At 51.4% G+C, this 16544-nt stretch carries 20 protein-coding genes; 17 read left to right on the top strand and 3 right to left on the bottom strand.

Annotation, left to right across the window (positions count from 1 at the left end):
- Positions 1-64: 64 nt before the first annotated feature.
- The gene (locus ABXT50_RS06340) at positions 65-1264 is read left to right on the top strand and encodes an NlpC/P60 family protein (RefSeq protein ID WP_415274026.1); all 1200 of its coding nucleotides are present in this window, start codon (positions 65-67) and stop codon (positions 1262-1264) included.
- Here the strand turns inward: ABXT50_RS06340 and ABXT50_RS06335 are convergent.
- The gene (locus ABXT50_RS06335) at positions 1261-2241 is read right to left on the bottom strand and encodes a beta-carotene 15,15'-dioxygenase, Brp/Blh family (protein ID WP_415274025.1); all 981 of its coding nucleotides are present in this window, start codon (positions 2239-2241) and stop codon (positions 1261-1263) included. The genes ABXT50_RS06340 and ABXT50_RS06335 overlap by 4 nt on opposite strands.
- A gap of 30 nt (positions 2242-2271) precedes the next feature.
- On the opposite strand from ABXT50_RS06335, the gene ABXT50_RS06330 reads away from it, so the two are divergent.
- Together ABXT50_RS06330 and ABXT50_RS06325 are read left to right on the top strand one after the other, a co-directional pair.
- A complete protein-coding gene (locus ABXT50_RS06330) occupies positions 2272-2625 on the top strand; it encodes a lycopene cyclase domain-containing protein (protein WP_415274024.1) in 354 nt (117 codons plus the stop codon).
- Positions 2622-2951, top strand: a complete 330-nt coding sequence (locus ABXT50_RS06325; protein WP_415274023.1) for a lycopene cyclase domain-containing protein — start codon at positions 2622-2624, stop codon at positions 2949-2951. Before ABXT50_RS06330 ends, ABXT50_RS06325 begins: the two co-directional genes overlap by 4 nt.
- Positions 2952-2961: 10 nt before the next feature.
- Here ABXT50_RS06325 and ABXT50_RS06320 read toward each other — a convergent pair whose 3' ends face one another.
- Both ABXT50_RS06320 and ABXT50_RS06315 read right to left on the bottom strand, forming a co-directional pair.
- The gene (locus ABXT50_RS06320) at positions 2962-3288 is read right to left on the bottom strand and encodes a hypothetical protein (RefSeq protein WP_415274022.1); all 327 of its coding nucleotides are present in this window, start codon (positions 3286-3288) and stop codon (positions 2962-2964) included.
- Positions 3289-3344: 56 nt separating this feature from the next.
- A complete protein-coding gene (locus ABXT50_RS06315; protein ID WP_415274021.1) occupies positions 3345-3824 on the bottom strand; it encodes an inorganic diphosphatase in 480 nt (159 codons plus the stop codon).
- Between the two features lie 47 nt (positions 3825-3871).
- Between ABXT50_RS06315 and tilS the strand changes: the two genes are divergently transcribed.
- The 14 genes from tilS (at position 3872) to ABXT50_RS06245 (ending at position 16514) form a co-directional block, all read left to right on the top strand.
- The gene (gene tilS / locus ABXT50_RS06310) at positions 3872-4870 is read left to right on the top strand and encodes a tRNA lysidine(34) synthetase TilS (RefSeq protein WP_415274824.1); all 999 of its coding nucleotides are present in this window, start codon (positions 3872-3874) and stop codon (positions 4868-4870) included.
- A gap of 25 nt (positions 4871-4895) precedes the next feature.
- Positions 4896-5441, top strand: coding sequence for a hypoxanthine phosphoribosyltransferase (gene hpt, locus ABXT50_RS06305; protein ID WP_415274823.1), 546 nt, complete (start codon positions 4896-4898; stop codon positions 5439-5441).
- Between the two features lie 175 nt (positions 5442-5616).
- Complete coding sequence (gene ftsH / locus ABXT50_RS06300) at positions 5617-7581, top strand: ATP-dependent zinc metalloprotease FtsH (RefSeq protein WP_415274822.1); 1965 nt, start codon at positions 5617-5619, stop codon at positions 7579-7581.
- Positions 7571-8128 (top strand): GTP cyclohydrolase I, encoded by a 558-nt coding sequence (folE, locus tag ABXT50_RS06295; RefSeq protein WP_415274020.1) that lies wholly within the window; start codon positions 7571-7573, stop codon positions 8126-8128. Before ftsH ends, folE begins: the two co-directional genes overlap by 11 nt.
- Positions 8125-8961: a dihydropteroate synthase gene (folP, locus tag ABXT50_RS06290; RefSeq protein WP_415274019.1), complete on the top strand. Its 837-nt coding sequence runs from the start codon at positions 8125-8127 to the stop codon at positions 8959-8961. Before folE ends, folP begins: the two co-directional genes overlap by 4 nt.
- On the top strand, positions 8958-9320 hold the full coding sequence (gene folB / locus ABXT50_RS06285; RefSeq protein ID WP_415274018.1) for a dihydroneopterin aldolase: 363 nt from the start codon (positions 8958-8960) through the stop codon (positions 9318-9320). Before folP ends, folB begins: the two co-directional genes overlap by 4 nt.
- Positions 9310-9801, top strand: a complete 492-nt coding sequence (folK, locus tag ABXT50_RS06280; protein ID WP_415274017.1) for a 2-amino-4-hydroxy-6-hydroxymethyldihydropteridine diphosphokinase — start codon at positions 9310-9312, stop codon at positions 9799-9801. Before folB ends, folK begins: the two co-directional genes overlap by 11 nt.
- 8 nt (positions 9802-9809) lie before the next feature.
- Entirely contained in the window at positions 9810-10265 is a 456-nt protein-coding gene (locus ABXT50_RS06275) for a DUF3180 domain-containing protein (RefSeq protein ID WP_415274016.1), read from the top strand.
- A gap of 18 nt (positions 10266-10283) precedes the next feature.
- Positions 10284-10973 (top strand): DUF2520 domain-containing protein, encoded by a 690-nt coding sequence (locus tag ABXT50_RS06270; RefSeq protein WP_415274015.1) that lies wholly within the window; start codon positions 10284-10286, stop codon positions 10971-10973.
- Positions 10973-11812, top strand: coding sequence for a pantoate--beta-alanine ligase (panC, locus tag ABXT50_RS06265; RefSeq protein WP_415274014.1), 840 nt, complete (start codon positions 10973-10975; stop codon positions 11810-11812). Before ABXT50_RS06270 ends, panC begins: the two co-directional genes overlap by 1 nt.
- Positions 11813-11864: 52 nt before the next feature.
- The gene (gene lysS, locus ABXT50_RS06260) at positions 11865-13295 is read left to right on the top strand and encodes a lysine--tRNA ligase (RefSeq protein WP_415274821.1); all 1431 of its coding nucleotides are present in this window, start codon (positions 11865-11867) and stop codon (positions 13293-13295) included.
- A 6-nt stretch (positions 13296-13301) separates the two neighbouring features.
- Entirely contained in the window at positions 13302-13487 is a 186-nt protein-coding gene (locus ABXT50_RS06255) for a hypothetical protein (RefSeq protein ID WP_040325565.1), read from the top strand.
- A gap of 55 nt (positions 13488-13542) precedes the next feature.
- Positions 13543-16005: an ATP-dependent Clp protease ATP-binding subunit gene (locus tag ABXT50_RS06250; protein WP_415274013.1), complete on the top strand. Its 2463-nt coding sequence runs from the start codon at positions 13543-13545 to the stop codon at positions 16003-16005.
- Complete coding sequence (locus tag ABXT50_RS06245) at positions 16002-16514, top strand: SOUL family heme-binding protein (protein WP_415274012.1); 513 nt, start codon at positions 16002-16004, stop codon at positions 16512-16514. Before ABXT50_RS06250 ends, ABXT50_RS06245 begins: the two co-directional genes overlap by 4 nt.
- Positions 16515-16544: the final 30 nt, after the last annotated feature.

The raw sequence follows: 16544 nt of genomic DNA, 5'->3' as shown, positions 1-16544 counted from the left end.
AACACACAGAAAACCTTCAGTCATTAGTTGAGGCTTTCAGGTAACCTATTTTCCCGGAGGAATTTTGAAAATAGGTCGTAAACAAGTAGTCGCAGCTCTTGCTGGAGTGGCTATTTTGCTCACCAGCATCGCGCTGGCTCCCGCCTATGCCGTGCCAAGCTATCCAACCGCAGGCGAGGTTGCAGCAGCAAAAGCCAACGTCCAAGAGAAACAAAAAATGGTCGAGCGCATTGAGGGCATTCTGGAAACCATTCGGATTGAGGCAGACGCCCTAGAAATAATCGCTCTTCAAAAAAACGAAGAGTACAACCAGGCGATTGAGGAAGTCGCACAAATGGCCGCCAAAGTTGATGGCCTGCAGTCCAAGGTTGAGCTGGCAGCAACAGAAGCCGAAGACGCGAAGGTTCAACTGGCGCAAATAGTCGGCAAGATGTATCGCGACCAAGCCAGTGGAAACACTTCTCTAGAGTTATTTTTTAATCCCGGTAACGCGGAAGATTTGCTTTATCAGCTGACAATGCAAGACATGCTTGCTCAGCGGACTGGGGCAATCTACGAGGCAGCAATCGATAAGCAGACTCAAGCCAAATCATTGGCTGAGGAGCTATCCAGCGCGAAGGAAGAATTGCAGGGCTTCGAAGTCGAAGCGGAAAAGATATTTGCTGAGGCTAAAGCGGCAGCAGATGCAGTCATCGCCAAGGTAAAAGAGTCTGAGCGCCAGCGCGCCAACATGATGAGCCAATTAGCGACCCTAAAAGACACCGCAGATGATGTTGAGCGCCAGCGTATCGAGGGCCTAGAGGCCGAGCGCAGACAAAACCTAGTGAAGTCCGCACCAACTGCCCCAGAGCTCTACAGCGTGGCTGAGCCAGATTGGTCAAAGGTTGAAACTGCAATTTCCTTCGCCAACGAGCAGCTTGGTGAAAGATATGTTCTTGGAGGCTCTGGTCCAAATGTTTGGGACTGTTCGGGAATCACGATGAAGGCTTATTCGGCAGCCGGCGTCTATATCGGTTGGCACTCAGCCACTGCCCAATTCAACGTGCTGGCCAGTGCGAAAAGACTGGTTCCGTTCCAAGACGTCCAGCGTGGAGATCTAATTTGGTGGAGCAAGGAAACGGCATTTTCCGGCGACAAATATCACGTTGCAATTTACCTAGGTGATGGCATGATGCTGGAAGCTCCAAACCCAGCTAGAACCGTGAGAATTGTGCCGGTTCGCTACGGTGAAATTTGGCCCTATGCCGGAAGACCAACTGCCTAAGGCAACACCAAAGCTTTCGAGTCGCTGGGCCGCAGAGCCTTTATGTCAAGCCGCAGCGTAAGGGCCATGTGCGGCACCGTCAGCGCCCAAATAACGACCAGTAGATACCAAAGCAGGTCTTGCCCAAACTCAAAGCCTTGAACTAAACCAAGCACCACAGTGAAAACGATCACTATGAATAACGCTGGCACTCCTGCCCAGATTGCCTGTCCAAGAGCGGCCATTGGCTTACCCAGCTCGTGGAGTTTGGCCGATGTCTTTAGCTCGAGAGAAAGTCTTCCAGTGTGACGAAGCGCGTGCCAAAAACCAAAGTAAAAGGCAAACGCGACTAGCGGCGGTGCCACCAGTGCCAAAACCAAAAGCAGGCCTAGGTCCAGAGCCTCTTGTTTTCGCTGCCTGACCAGCATCCAAATGATGCTCACAAGAGAAATAGTTACCAGGCCAGAAAAAAGTAACGGTGTTATCGACCCTGCCCAATTCACCAAGGCGGGATTTACCTCATTCAATGCCGCAGCGCTTTCAGAATTTGACAGTGGAATAACCACCGGCGTGAACCCCGAGGCGATTATGTAGGGCACCTTGGGAAACTTCGATTTGTTTTGCTTCCGAGCATCCAGTTCTGAGATAAAAGCTGCATCCCCAATGCCGAAGTGAATCGCGCTCATCAAAACAACGATTTGAAACCCCAAAAGATTAGCGCTGAGAATAGCCCAGATAGCAACCCCAACGACGCTTAGATAACCAATCAGGAACAGAGCCATTCTGCCGCTTGCAAACTTGGGAACTGAGATTATGTGATCTGCGGCACCGTGCGGAATTCCGACTGTAAGAGCGATCAGGGCAAGTGCTACCTGCCAGCCAATTGGCAGTCCGCCAAATCCTAGAAACACAAGCGAGGCAAGGATGCCAAATAAAATGCAGTAGCGTGAGAATGCCCTGAGGTTTTTCATCAGTCTTATCTCGGAAGTCACCATCATTGAAAGCCTAGCGCTGGAGGAGAAGCCGAGTTGTTTGGAGAGTGGTCCTATCTCGCGATGCTTGGGTTCGTTATTCTCGCTTCGTTTTGGCTGGAATTTGTATTTCGTCTTCGTGTGCTTCGGGACCCCAAGCGGCTCCTAAAAACCATCGCACTTGTCGCACCCGTGTTTGTACTTTGGGACGCTTTCGCTATTGCAAACAACCACTGGTTTTTTTCGGAGGAGCTTACTCTGGGCATTTACGGACCCTTTGGGATTCCAGTCGAAGAGTATGGATTTTTCCTTATCATTCCGATTGCCGGCATCTTGACTTTGGAAGGGGTAACAAACTTCTTCCCCACGGTTAAAAGTTGGATCGCCCGCATTAGAAAGGTCAGAAAATGATTACTTATTCGCTGCTGGCAGGGATCGCAGTGATTGTCGTGTTTGTCTTCGGCATAGCCGTAATGAAATCTGGCCTTATTTCTAGACCGCAATTTTGGATTTCGTGGGCGATCATAAGTTTCTTCCAGCTACTTACCAACGGCTATTTGACCAGCCAAAAAATCGTCACTTACAACTCCGAGGCAATTACTGGGACCAGAATCGCCTACGCCCCAATTGAAGATCTCTTTTTTGGATTTGCACTCGTCACGCTGACGATGCTGATTTGGGAATGGGTTGGGCCGACCGCAAAATCTCCTAAGCGGCGATCAGCGCCCCTCAGCTAGCGTTGAAGAATTATTCAGAGATGCGCGTCCGCAAGCTCCCCTGGATCGCTTTGCGGATCGAATCTTTGGAGGGGCTGCCAGCTATCTTTTGGCCATCGCGGTAAATACGACAAGCCAGGTTTGTGGTCTGTTCCGTTCCTGGGACGGCGTCAAGTCCGTCGATTAGGACAGTGGGCGATCCCGCGAATCGGTGCTTGGCGGCCTCTGCCGGAGAGCTAATCAGTGTGAGGGTTACGACGATGTGGCCAAGTTTCAGCTCTGCTAGTAGCTCCGCCAGGGAAGACTTAGTGTCCTCGAGGTTTGGGCACTCATCAATGTGAAGCACTTCTATTTGCATTTGAAAACCCTTCTTCGAAGACGTTACTGGAACTACGCGCGCCAAAGTCTTTAATGCTAGCCCTTGTAGTTTGCGTAAGCTGCGTCGATGACTCTTTGGGTCGCCTCTTTATCTGCCCAGCCTTCAATCTTTACCCATTTGCTTGGCTCTAGATCTTTGTAGTGCGTGAAAAAGTGCTCAATTTCATTTTTGGTCTGAGAAGGAACATCGCTTAGATCCTGAATGTGGTCCCAACGAGGATCCTTGGCAGGAACGCAAAGTACTTTTTCGTCCACGCCTCCATCATCTTCCATGACTAGCATGCCTACAGCTCGAACCTTCACGCCGACACCAGGGAACAGTGGGTGCTCAAGCAGAACGAGGGCGTCCAGTGGGTCGCCGTCGCCCCCGAGGGTTTTTTCAAAGTAGCCATAGTCGGTCGGATAGACAAATGGGGTGAACAAAACCCGGTCTAGGAATACGCGACCCGTTTCATGGTCGATCTCATATTTGTTTCTGGAACCGCGCGGAATCTCAATAACTACGTCGTATGACAATGCTTCTCCTCAATAGGCTTAGCTAAAAGATTAGCGAATTGGGAGCGATGGTTATTAGAAACCGACTGACTCCGGCAGTTGCCGATGTTCGTCGAGCCGTGCGGAACAGTCTTGATGCGCTAAATCTTGAACCAGACTCGAGAGTTCTGGTGGCTTGCTCCGGTGGTCCAGATTCCATGGCGCTAGCCGCGGCATTAATTTTTGAAGGTCCAAAACTTGGCCTTCGGGTTTCGGCAGTCGTGGTTGATCATGGTTTGCAAGAGGCGTCCAGCAAGGTCGCGCAGTCGACAGCTGCAAAACTGGAAGAACTTGGGGTTGACCCAGTTGTGATTGAAACTATTACTGTTGCCGAATCCGGCAACGGCCCGGAAGCAGCCGCTAGGACGGCAAGATACGAGGCCCTCGAGCGTGCTCGAAAGCTGGTTAGTGCCGAGGTTATATTTTTGGGCCACAACCTTGAAGATCAAGCCGAGACTGTTTTGCTTGGACTTACGCGTGGCTCGGGTTTGCGCTCAATTGCGGGCATGCAGGATTTTGATAAAAACAAAAAGCTAGTCAGGCCTTTGCTTGGCATCAAGCGCGAGGTGCTTTTGCAATCCTGTATTGATCAAGACATCGAAGCCTGGCAGGACCCTCACAACAAAGACCCTAAGTTCACAAGAGTGCGTATTCGACAGCTACTTGACACGTTGGAATCCGAGCTTGGTCCGGGGTTCGCGAGCGCTCTTGCCAGAACCGCCGAACTTGCTAGTGAGTCAGATGATGTTTTGCTTTCCATGGCTAACGAGCTTGCTGAAGCGGCAACCGTCTCAAGTTCGAGTAGTGAAATTAGGTTATCGATTGCGACACTCACTGAAGTGCTGCCGGGGCTTCGCCGAAGGACGCTGTTTGAAACGGCAATTGCCGCCGGCGCAAAGACTGTTTCTCGATCTCAAGTGATCGGAATCGATGAACTCATTACTAATTGGCACGGACAAAACAAGCTGGTTCTTTCTGGTATTACAGTAGAGCGAGTAAGCCAAGAGCTTGTCTTTAAGGGCGTCTAGCCATCTATCAATCGGGAGCCGTGAATTGCACCTAAATCACCCAGACATTACGACGGTGCTAGTCACTGCAGATGAAATTGCCGAGAAGGTTTTAGAGCTTGCTGGCGAACTTGATTCCTACTACCAGGACAAGGATCCACTTTTAGTAGGTGTTCTAAAGGGTGCAGTGCCGTTCGTTGCAGACCTTTCCAGGGCAATGCAGCTCTCAACCTCCCAGGACTGGATGGCGGTCTCTTCCTACGGTTCTGGAACGACTTCTTCGGGAGTTGTAAGAATCCTCAAGGATCTCGATACTGACGTGACCGACCGACATGTGTTGATTGTGGAGGACATCATCGACTCCGGGCTGACTCTGTCTTGGCTAACCACTAACCTTGCCAACCGAGGCGCAGCCTCGGTTGAGGTAGTAACTTTGCTTCGTAAGCCCGGTGCAGCAAAGGTTCAGATAAATGTCAGGTGGGTGGGGTTTGATATCCCTAATGAGTTCGTAGTTGGTTACGGGCTCGACTACAACGAGCGTTATCGATCACTAGACGGGGTTGGCGTGCTGTCACCTTCGGTTTACTCTTAAACGAATGGCATTGAATAAAGATATGGCAACTAAAAAAGACACTGCTCCTAAAGAAGACACTGCACCTAAAGAAGACATGACCGAAAAAGACGAAGCTAAACAAGACGAAGCTAAGAAAGACGAAGCTTCTCTAAAGGACATGGCCTCCAAGGACAAGAGCAAAGCGAAAACACCCATGACTTTCAAGAAGTTTTTGCGTGGCCCGTGGCTTTGGATAGCGCTCGCGTTGTCCGTTCTTCTGATCGGAACAAGCCTTATTGGCGCACAGCAGTTCACAAAGGTAGACACCCAGGTTGGTCTGGAGATGATTCAATCTGGCGCCGCTGAGAAAGTCACCATTTTGGACGGCAACCAGCGTGTTGACGTAGTACTGAGAGACGCGGATGCTGAGTATGGCAAGAGCGTTCAGTTCTACTTTGTGTCTGGCCGAGCCGTCACTGTTGCCGAAGTCGTTGCTGATTCTCCAATTTCTGAGGGCTGGACGGACGAAGTGCCCTCTACCCCCTGGTACCTAGCAATCTTGGGCACCTTGCTGCCATTCATCATTATTGGTGCATTGTTCTGGTTCCTAATGAGCTCTATGTCTGGCGGCGGCCGAGGGGTCATGCAGTTTGGTAAATCCAAGGCGAAGATGGTCACAAAAGAGACCTCCAACGTCACCTTCGAAGATGTTGCGGGAATCGAAGAAGCGATTGAAGAGCTCACAGAGTTGAAAGATTTCCTAAAGAACCCTAAGAAGTTTTTGGACATGGGCGCAAAGATTCCGCGAGGCGTGCTTCTTTACGGACCTCCGGGAACCGGAAAGACTCTAATCGCAAAAGCAGTGGCCGGCGAAGCCGGTGTTCCATTCTTCTCGATCTCAGGTTCCGACTTCGTAGAGATGTTCGTAGGAGTTGGTGCTTCTCGAGTTAGAGACCTGTTCGAGCAGGCCAAGCAGGCTGCACCCGCAATAATTTTCATCGACGAGATCGACGCAGTTGGTCGTCACCGCGGAACTGGAATTGGCGGAGGTAACGATGAGCGCGAGCAGACACTGAACCAATTGCTGGTCGAGATGGATGGCTTTGACACCAACGCCAGCGTCATTTTGATTGCGGCAACAAACCGACCGGATGTTTTGGATCCAGCCCTGTTGCGACCGGGCAGATTCGACCGCCAAGTGGGCGTGACCGCACCTGACCTAAAGGGTCGCGCAAAGATTCTGAAGGTTCACTCAAAGTCCAAGCCGATTGCCGAAGACGTCGATTTGAGTCTGATTGCAAGACGCACACCGGGGTTCACTGGTGCTGATCTTGCGAACGTGTTGAACGAATCCGCACTTTTGGCTGCGAGGCTAAATCGAACCGAGATAAATGACGAAATTATCGATGAGGCAATTGACCGCGTGATTGGTGGGCCTCAAAAGAAGTCCTCGATCATGAAAGATCAAGAGCGCCTTGTGACCGCATATCACGAAGCTGGTCACGCACTTGTTGCTGGTGCAGGAAATTACTCGGATCCGGTCACCAAGGTCACGATCTTGCCAAGAGGGCGAGCTCTCGGATACACCATGGTGATGCCGATGGAAGATCGATATTCAATTAGCCGCAACCAGCTGCTGGATCAGATCGCCTACGCAATGGGAGGGCGCATCGCAGAAGAAGTTGTGTTTAAGGACCCAACCACCGGAGCATCTAACGACTTTGAGAAGGCAACGAGCATCGCCCGCCAGATGGTTACCCAGTTTGGTATGAGTCAAAAGATTGGCGCTATTTCTCTTGGCAGCGGAAACAATGAGCCATTTTTGGGCCGCGAACTGGCGACTCACTCGAACTATTCGAACGAAATGGCGCAGCAGGTGGACGCAGAGGTCAGTGCAATTCTGGATCGTGCTCAAGATGAGGCCTATAAGGCCATCACGCTGAATAGAGTTGTTTTGGACAAACTTGCTAAGTCACTGCTTGAGCAGGAGACCTTGAACCAAGACGAAATAGCAAAGATCTTTAAGGCCGTAAAGAAGGTTCCAGCAAGGACCGCGTGGCGCTCCTCAACCAAGCGCACCGGAATAAACAAGGGTCCGATCCCGGTTCCAAAGCGCAAGGCTGTTCAACTAGAGGCTCTTGAAGACAAAACAGAACCGGAAGCAAAAAATGCAGACTGATCGCATCAAGGCGGCCGTTATCGAACTTCTCGAGGCAATCGGCGAAGATCCTAATCGTCCTGCCTTGAAAAATACTCCAACCAAAGTCGCAGAGGCCTACACGTCCTTCTTTCGCGGCATCGGAGTTGATCCTCAAAGCGTTATTGGCGATATGTTCGAAGCAGTCAATGCCGAGGCCGTGATCCTCAAAGACATCGAACTGGTTTCAATCTGCGAGCACCACCTGCTTCCTTTTACCGGTGTCGCTCATATTGCTTATCTGCCGAACAAAAAGCTAGCGGGTCTCGGCAGGCTCGCCAGCGTTATTGAGGTTCTGGCAGCAAGACCCCAACTTCAAGAGAACCTAACCGCCGAGGTGGCGGACGCGCTGGAAAGTGCACTGGATGCCAAGGGCGTTTTGGTTGTTGTCGAAGCAAGGCATCAGTGCGTCGCATCTAGGGGCGCTCGCCAACCAGATGTAAACACCGTGACCTTGGCCTCAAGAGGCCTCTACACAGAGCCCAGCTATCGCGCTGAGGTTCTGGGACTAATAAACAAGAAATCATGACGGACTGGACCAGGCCGCTACTAATGGGCGTGCTCAACGTAACTCCCGACTCTTTCAGTGACGGGGGGCAATTCTTAGACCCGGCGCGAGCTTTGGAGCAGGCGAGCATGCTAAGCGCTCAGGGTGCACAAATCATTGATGTCGGTGGCGAATCGACTAGGCCAGGAGCCGTGAGGGTTACTCCGGCCGAAGAGCAGGCAAGAATTCTTCCGGTCATTAAGGCGATTACGGGCGAACTGAGTATCACCATCTCGGTTGACACAATGAACGCCGCCACAGCAAGAAAGGCTGTAAAAGCTGGTGCAAAGATAGTCAATGACATCTCTGGCGGACTTTCGGATCCTCAAATGTTTGCTGCTATTCAGGACCTAGATTGCAAGTATGTGCTCGGTCACTGGCGGGGCCACGCGGACAAAATGGAATCTATGGCTCAGTATTCTGATGTGGCACGAGAGGTTGTTGCGGAGCTCGCAGAACAAGTCGCCATGGCTGTAGCTTCCGGAATCTCGAGAGATCGGATTGTCGTTGATCCGGGCCTAGGTTTCGCCAAGGATATTTACCAAAACTGGGACTTAGTGAATCGACTGGATGAACTGGAGCAACTGGGTCTACCGGTTTTGGTTGGAGCCTCCAGAAAAGGCTTTTTAGCGCATGCATTGAGCGCTCAAGATCCTGCCTCAGTTTCCATGCCGAGGCGAGATGTTGCCACTGCGGTCTTGACAGCTTTGTTGCTTCAGCGAAAACTATGGGGTGTGAGGGTCCACGATGTCCAAAGCACCAGCGACGCAATCGCCATCGTCTCCTCCTTGAAGAACTTCCAGGAGACCAAATGATTTACAAAATCAGAATCGACGGCCTATCGGTCTTTGGTTATCACGGTGTCCAGCAGCATGAAAAGGACTTCGGGCAAGAGTTTCTGATTGATATTCACCTGGATGTGAATTCTGGTTTGGAGGATTCCATTGAATTTACCGTTTCCTATGCGGCTATCGCTGATCTGGTCACTGAGCTATCAACAAAAATGCGATTTGATCTTATTGAGTCACTTGCGAGGGCTCTGGTAAGTGCGTGTTTGAAATATGATTCACGAGTTCTTCGTTCAACAGTCACTGTTCACAAACCAAATGCCCCCCTAACCCAAAAGTTTCATGATGTGTCAGTAACTCTGGCTGGATCAAGAGATGAAAACTAGGGCCGTCATAGCTCTGGGAGCAAACCTGGGCGATAAGGAAAAAACTATCTCTAAGGCTCAAAAAGAAATCGGAAAACTTCGCGGCGTTGAACTAATTGCGAACTCAAAAAAGTACCGCTCTCAGGCAGTCACCGAACAAGGTGTCGATCCGAGCGAGCCGGAATATCTAAACGCGGTAACAATCATTGACACAACCCTGTCTCCGAAAAAGTTACTCTCGAGGCTCAACGAAATCGAGAATAAATTCGGCAGGATTCGCTCAGCTAGATGGGCAGCGCGAACCCTCGATCTTGACATCATCACATTTGGAACCAGCGTCGTTGAGACGACATCGCTGGTCATTCCGCATCCGAGAGCTCAAGAAAGAGCGTTCGTTCTGATCCCCTGGCTAGAAGTGGACCCTGAGGCGGTGCTCACTGGTGCCGGCCCAGTCAAGGAACTAGCAAAGGGCATGGATTCGATGGTCTGGGTAATCCAGTGAATGGATCGATGGGCAAAGTAATCTTTGGATTTTCAGCTGTCGGTTTAGTCCTAGGCCTGGCTTTGTCACAGCTCTCGGCAGGGTTTGGCTATGTGTTTCCTGCCAGTCCCGCTAGCTTGCCAATAAGTTTGCTTGTGCTGGCGCTTGCAAACCACCTGTTCAGTTATCCGATTTACCGATATCGCAAACAGCTTGGGGGCTATAAAGAAGGGATAAGGCCGGAAAGGCCAAATCCCTTTTACGCCGTTCGAGTCTTAATTCTTGCAAGAGCGTCGGTTTTGGCCGGGGCGTTATTCGCCGGCTGGCACGCCGGCCTGATTATCTGGCTCTTAAGTTTTAGCGTTGCGCCGGAGAATTTGGTGCTTAGTAGCTCCTTTGGGCTAGTCGGAGCCGTAGCCTTAACAGTCGGAGGATTGGTTTCGCAGTGGAACTGCAAAACTCCACCGGGTTCTGATTCGGATTGAAACGGGAAGGCTAACCAGATGAAGATTGGTGTTGTTGGGGATGACCCAGCCGGTCCGGTGCTTGCCAAGGCTTGGGCTGCAGCCGGGCATGAGCTAATCGGAGTATTCGTTGAAAGCCCAGAGGCTATTCAGCGCATCGAAGCACTGATCCCCGATGTGCCGATTGCCAATATGGCCGCGGTTGTTGAGGATGCTGATTTGGTTTTGCTCGCAATCCCTTCCAGTGACTTGGAAATAACTTGCGCGGGCCTGGCCGATCTTGGATTATTTGGACCAAAGAAAATAGTGGTCCACCTTTCGCCACTAGTTGGGTATTCGGTATTAGCGGATGCTGCAAGATTTGGGGCAATCCCAATCGCCATGCATCCGGTCATGCACTTTACTGGCACCTCAATGGACCTAACGGTGCTAAAGAACACTTCAATCGCGGTGAGTGCCCCAGAGCCACTCACTCCTATTGCAGAGGCCTTGGCTATCGAGTTAGGTGCCGAGCCAATGGTGATAACCGAGGACCAGCGAGCTGCCTACGCAGAGGCTTTTGAGGTGGCCAATAGCTTCTCCTCTTTGGTTGTTCGACAAGCTCTTGGCATTTTGGAAGACGCAGGAATCCAAAACCCCGCCAGACTAATAGCACCGGTAGTTAGAACCGCTGTGGAGACCGCGCTGTCGCAGCCGGTTAGCAAGATTGACCCGAAGGATGCGCTCTGATGCAGCTAGCTCAAAAGATTGTGGAATTGCAACAAGCGTTGGCAATCGCCGATGCCGATGGAAGACGAGTCGGATTTATCCCAACCATGGGAGCACTTCACAAAGGGCACCTGTCTTTGGTGAAAAAAGCTCAGGACCAAGGTTTGTTTATTGTGGTTTCGGTTTTTGTGAACCCAAGACAATTCGGGGAAGGCGACGATTTAGAAAAGTACCCGCGAACCCTGGGCGTTGATGCTCGAGTGCTGAGTGACGCTGGTGTCGATGTTTTGTTCGCCCCCAGTAGCAATGAGGTCTATCCGGCCACTGGTGTTAAGGAAATATCCGCCGGTGAACTAGGGAGTCTGTTTGAAGGAACAGTTAGACCAGGCCACTTTGACGGCATGTTGACGGTTGTCAACCGGTTGTTCAATCTTGTCCAGCCCGATGTTGCGTTCTTCGGCTCTAAAGATGCTCAGCAGTTGATACTGGTCACCCAGATGGTTAGACGACAGGTTGCCAACGGGGATCGCGAGCCAATAAAAGTAGTTGCCTGCGATACGGTTCGCGACGACGAGGGCTTGGCCCTGTCAAGCAGGAATCAGCGAATCCCAAAGGAGCTAATTCCTGCCGCGAGGACACTCCATAAAGCCCTGACCGCGGGCTCAAAAAAGAAAACAAAAGTCGACTGCATTGAAGCTGCAATGGCGCAGCTCGATCCAATTATTAGACTTGACTATCTAGAACTAGTTGACCCGGAAACTTTTGCGGTCACCGAAGGCGTAGAAGGCGCCAGAATGGTGATTGCCGGCTGGGTCGGAGAAGTTCGTTTAATCGATAATTTATTAGTAGGTGGTTTCTAAAGTGGGCGAAGAGTACGAGGAGATAGACCTCCCCGAGCAAATTGCAGTGCGCATGGACAAGCGTGAGCGACTAAACGCTCTGGGCTCCGCCTACCCGGTAACGCTGCCAATCACCCACACCATTGAGGCCACCAAGGCCCACTACCCAAATCTTGAAGAAGACATCGCCACCGGTGACCAGGTTGGCCTGGCCGGAAGAATCATGTTTCTTCGAAACACCGGCAAACTTTGCTTTGCCACCTTGCAGTCTGGCTCTGGAGAGCGAATCCAGGCAATGATCAGTCTCGATAGAGCCGGCCAAGAGCAACTTGACAGCTGGAAAGAATTCGTCGATTTGGGTGACCATGTTTTTGTTGAGGGTGAAGTTATTACTTCGAAGCGAGGCGAACTAAGCGTCTTGGCGACCAAGTGGTTGATGGCAGCAAAGACTCTTAGGCCACTGCCTAACCTCCACAACGAACTGGGTGAAGAGTTTCGCGTTCGACACCGCTACATTGATTTGATTGTTCGTGACCGGGCTCGCGAGGTAGTGAAGATTCGCGCTGCAGTGATGCAGTCAATTAGAAACACTTTTGCTAAGCAGGCCTTTATTGAAGTTGAGACACCGATGTTGCAGGTTATGCACGGCGGTGCATCTGCAAGGCCGTTTAAGACCCACTCGAATGCCTTTGACACTGATTTATATCTTCGAATTGCGCCAGAGCTATTCCTGAAGCGCGCGGTAGTCGGCGGTTTGGAGAGAGTGTTTGAAATAAACCGAAACTTCAGAAACGAAGGCGCCGACAGAACCCACTCGCCTGAATTTGCGATGCTCGAAGCCTACGAGGCATACGGGGATTACCACACCATGATGGATTTGACTCAAGCCCTAATCCAGAACGCGGCATCAGATGTTCTGGGAACCCAAGTAGTTCAGCTCGAGGACGGCACAGTGAATGACCTGAGTGGCACTTGGCCAAGGGTTTCGATGTACGAATCTCTTTCTGAGTCCTGTGGTGAGGCAGTCACACCAGAAACTTCAGTCGCGGAATTGAAGAAGCTGGCAGACACTGTCGGCATCGAAATCGATCACCCGCTGCATGGCAAGTATGTTGAGGAGCTCTGGGAGCACTTTGTAAAGCCTGGGCTAACCGGGCCCGCTTTTGTAATTGATTTTCCCGTGGACACTTCGCCTTTGACTAGAGACCATCGCAGTAAAGCCGGCGTTGTTGAAAAATGGGATCTCTACATCATGGGATACGAGCAAGCCACTGGCTATTCCGAGTTGGTGGACCCCGTTGTCCAGCGAGAGCGATTTGTGGCTCAAATGCAATTGGCAGCAACCGGAGACCCGGAGGCCATGAAGCTGGATGAAGAGTTTTTAAAGGCGTTGGAGTTTGGGATGCCACCATCCGGTGGCTTAGGGCTTGGTATTGATCGACTCTTGATGTCGCTCACCGGCCTCGGTATTCGGGAAACTATCTTGTTCCCCTTGGTGAAGTAGGTGGAGATGACTGCTTGGGAGACCTTGCTCGATGTATTGATTTCGCTGATTCCACCAGCCGCAGTCGGAGTGATATTTTGGATCATGATGCGCTCCATTTTGCGTGCCGATAAGGGTGAGCGCGATGTTTACGCGAAGATCGAAGCTGAAGAACGGGCTAAACGCGCTAACGCCTTGGGCGAACAGCGCTAGTTTTGTAGCGAGCACCCACGTAGCATTTTGATTACGGATTTTGAAAGGTGCTTACGTGTTCGAGAAATTTACAGACAAGGCTCGCAGGGTCGTTGTGCTTGCCCAAGAAGAGGCAAAGCTTCTAAACCACAACTACATCGGAACTGAGCACATTTTGCTCGGCCTGATTCACGAGGGCGAGGGTGTTGCTGCGAAGGCGCTTGAGGCGCTGGGCATTAACCTCGAGCAGGTTAGAGAACAGGTCCAAGACATCATTGGTCAAGGCCAGCAATCGCCATCTGGGCACATTCCATTTACCCCAAGGGCCAAAAAGGTTCTTGAGCTGAGCCTTCGAGAGGCACTCCAGCTCGGTCACAGCTATATCGGAACCGAGCACCTACTTCTTGGCCTAATTCGCGAGGGCGAGGGTGTTGCCGCTCAGGTACTAACCAAGCTTGGAGCTGACACAAACAAGGTTCGCCAGCAGGTTATTCAGTTGCTATCTGGTTACCAAGGCAAGGAAAGCGTTTCAGTTGGCGGAGAAGCCCAGCCTCAGGCCAAGGGCTCCACGATTCTTGATCAGTACGGCCGGAACTTAACGCACGCTGCCGCAGAGGGAAAACTTGATCCAGTTGTGGGTCGTGAAAAAGAAACCGAACGCGTAATGCAGATTCTTTCTCGCCGGACCAAGAACAACCCAATTTTAATCGGTGAGCCAGGAGTTGGAAAGACTGCTGTTGTCGAAGGACTGGCTATTGCAATCGTGGCCGGAAACGTGCCGGAAACTCTTCGCGGCAAGCAGCTTTACACGCTTGACATGGGAAGCCTGATCGCGGGCTCACGTTACCGTGGTGACTTTGAAGAGCGACTAAAGAAGGTAACTAAGGAAATCCGTACCCGCGGAGACATCATCACGTTTATCGACGAAATCCACACCCTCGTTGGTGCCGGAGCCGCCGAGGGCGCTATCGATGCGGCTTCAATCTTGAAGCCGATGCTTGCCAGAGGCGAGCTTCAGACCATTGGGGCGACAACCCTGGATGAATACCGTAAGCACTTTGAAAAAGACGCTGCGTTGGCCAGAAGATTCCAGTCCATTCAGGTTGCAGAGCCATCCCCGGCACTTGCAATCAGCATTCTCAAGGGACTGCGCGATCGCTACGAGGCTCACCACAAGGTCTCGATAACAGACGGTGCAATTGTTGCAGCGGTCTCAATGTCCGATCGTTACGTGACCGACAGGTTCCTGCCGGACAAGGCTATTGACTTGATCGATGAGGCCGGTGCCCGGTTGAGGCTCAGCTTCCTTTCAGCCCCTCCAGAGCTCAAGGCGATGGAAGAAAAAGTGGCTGTTGTTCGACAGGCCAAAGAGCAGGCGATTGCTGATCAGGACTTCGAAGCCGCAGCTACCAAGCGCGATGAGGAGAAAAAGCTCACTGCCGAGAAGGTTCGCATGGAGAAGGAATTCCGCGATGGCAGCTTAGACACCCCAGGTGTTGTTGACGAAGCGCTTATCGCCGAAGTTATTGCTCAAGCAACTGGTATCCCTGTATTCAAGCTAGGTGAGGACGAAGGCGCCAAGCTCATATACATGGAGGACGGTCTTCACAAGCGAGTCATTGGCCAAGAGCAGGCAATCGCCGCGCTTTCAAAGACTATTCGCCGCCAGCGTGCAGGGTTGAAAGATCCAAAGCGCCCATCTGGTTCGTTTATCTTTGCCGGACCGACCGGTGTTGGAAAGACCGAATTAGCCAAGGCTCTTGCGGAGTTCTTGTTTGAGGACGAAGACGCACTGATCGCGCTAGACATGAGTGAGTACAGCGAAAAGCACACCGTTTCTAGGCTATTTGGAGCCCCTCCGGGCTTCGTGGGCTACGAAGAGGGTGGCCAGCTGACCGAGAAGATTCGCCGCAAGCCATTCTCTGTGGTGCTGTTCGATGAAATTGAAAAGGCCCACCCAGACATCTTCAACTCGCTGTTGCAGATTCTCGAAGAGGGTCGTCTGACCGACGGCCAGGGACGCGTTGTGGATTTCAAGAACACAATCATCATCATGACCACCAACCTAGGTACTAGAGAAATCACAGGCAGCACGCTTGGATTCTCTCTTGAGGGTGACAGTCAGAACGACTACACCCAGATGAAGGGCAAGGTGAACGAGGAGCTGAAGAAGAATTTCAAGCCCGAGTTCCTGAACCGAGTTGATGACGTAATCGTCTTCCCACAGCTAACTCGTGAGGAGCTAATGCAGATTGTTGATCTGTTTATTTCGAGGCTTCAGCTGCGCCTGGACGACCGCGATTTGAAGTTGACCTTGACCTCATCGGCCAAGGAGAGACTAATCGAGCTTGGCTATGATCCGACCATGGGAGCGAGGCCGCTTCGAAGGGCTGTGCAGCGTGAAATTGAAGACGCAATTTCCGAGCGTATCCTTACCGGGTACATCGGTAACTCTCAGGACATCTTGGTTGATTTCCTTGAGGGCGAGTTTAGTTTCGTTGCGAACTCCAGAGAGATCGAGTCGATAAATAAGGCATGACCAAGGTTCAAAAGTATGAGGTGGTGAAGTCCTACAAGGACTTTGAAGTGCGCAATTATGCGCCCTTCATCACCGTCTCTACTCATGAGTCTGGAAACATACTTTCCGCCGGAAATCAGGGCTTTAGAAAGCTTGCGAATTTCATATTCGGGGGCAATGCGGAGTCAAGGCAAATCCCCATGACCACGCCGGTCACCCAAGTTCCTATTGATAACGGATATGAAGTTTCTTTTGTAATGCCTCATGACACGGCGATGAGCGACGTGCCCAACCCCTCTGGAGATAACCTACAAATCGCTGAGCATCCGGCAGTAAAAATGGCGGCCATCAGGTTCTCTGGAACGGTGGGCGACAACACGTTTTCAAATAATGAAAAAAAACTCAAGGATCTGCTCTTGGCCCAAGGGATTGAGTTTGAACCGACGCCTATTTACGCTCGCTACAACGCACCAACAACGCCGTTCTTTCTGAGGCGCAACGAAGTATTGCTGGTCATCGACAAGTCCTAGTTTAAAAGGGTTAGGCTCAATTCTTCAAGT

Origin of the sequence: Aquiluna sp. Uisw_065 (assembly GCF_047731275.1) — a bacterium.
Taxonomy (GTDB): Bacteria; Actinomycetota; Actinomycetes; order Actinomycetales; family Microbacteriaceae; genus Aquiluna.
Note: the sequence above shows the minus strand (reverse complement) of the source record. Positions and strands in the feature narration are given on the sequence as shown.

What these genes read in the sequence shown, in the direction of transcription:
- folE (WP_415274020.1), top strand. Translation starts at nt 7,571, where the DNA reads ATGCAGACTGATCGCATCAAGGCGGCCGTTATCGAACTTCTCGAGGCA.
- ABXT50_RS06275 (WP_415274016.1), top strand. Translation starts at nt 9,810, where the DNA reads ATGGGCAAAGTAATCTTTGGATTTTCAGCTGTCGGTTTAGTCCTAGGC.
- ABXT50_RS06255 (WP_040325565.1), top strand. Translation starts at nt 13,302, where the DNA reads ATGACTGCTTGGGAGACCTTGCTCGATGTATTGATTTCGCTGATTCCA.
- folK (WP_415274017.1), top strand. Translation starts at nt 9,310, where the DNA reads ATGAAAACTAGGGCCGTCATAGCTCTGGGAGCAAACCTGGGCGATAAG.
- tilS (WP_415274824.1), top strand. Translation starts at nt 3,872, where the DNA reads ATGGTTATTAGAAACCGACTGACTCCGGCAGTTGCCGATGTTCGTCGA.
- ABXT50_RS06245 (WP_415274012.1), top strand. Translation starts at nt 16,002, where the DNA reads ATGACCAAGGTTCAAAAGTATGAGGTGGTGAAGTCCTACAAGGACTTT.
- ABXT50_RS06325 (WP_415274023.1), top strand. Translation starts at nt 2,622, where the DNA reads ATGATTACTTATTCGCTGCTGGCAGGGATCGCAGTGATTGTCGTGTTT.
- ftsH (WP_415274822.1), top strand. Translation starts at nt 5,617, where the DNA reads ATGACTTTCAAGAAGTTTTTGCGTGGCCCGTGGCTTTGGATAGCGCTC.
- folP (WP_415274019.1), top strand. Translation starts at nt 8,125, where the DNA reads ATGACGGACTGGACCAGGCCGCTACTAATGGGCGTGCTCAACGTAACT.
- ABXT50_RS06335 (WP_415274025.1), bottom strand. Translation starts at nt 2,241, where the DNA reads ATGATGGTGACTTCCGAGATAAGACTGATGAAAAACCTCAGGGCATTC.
- lysS (WP_415274821.1), top strand. Translation starts at nt 11,865, where the DNA reads ATGGACAAGCGTGAGCGACTAAACGCTCTGGGCTCCGCCTACCCGGTA.
- ABXT50_RS06270 (WP_415274015.1), top strand. Translation starts at nt 10,284, where the DNA reads ATGAAGATTGGTGTTGTTGGGGATGACCCAGCCGGTCCGGTGCTTGCC.
- panC (WP_415274014.1), top strand. Translation starts at nt 10,973, where the DNA reads ATGCAGCTAGCTCAAAAGATTGTGGAATTGCAACAAGCGTTGGCAATC.
- folB (WP_415274018.1), top strand. Translation starts at nt 8,958, where the DNA reads ATGATTTACAAAATCAGAATCGACGGCCTATCGGTCTTTGGTTATCAC.
- ABXT50_RS06320 (WP_415274022.1), bottom strand. Translation starts at nt 3,288, where the DNA reads ATGCAAATAGAAGTGCTTCACATTGATGAGTGCCCAAACCTCGAGGAC.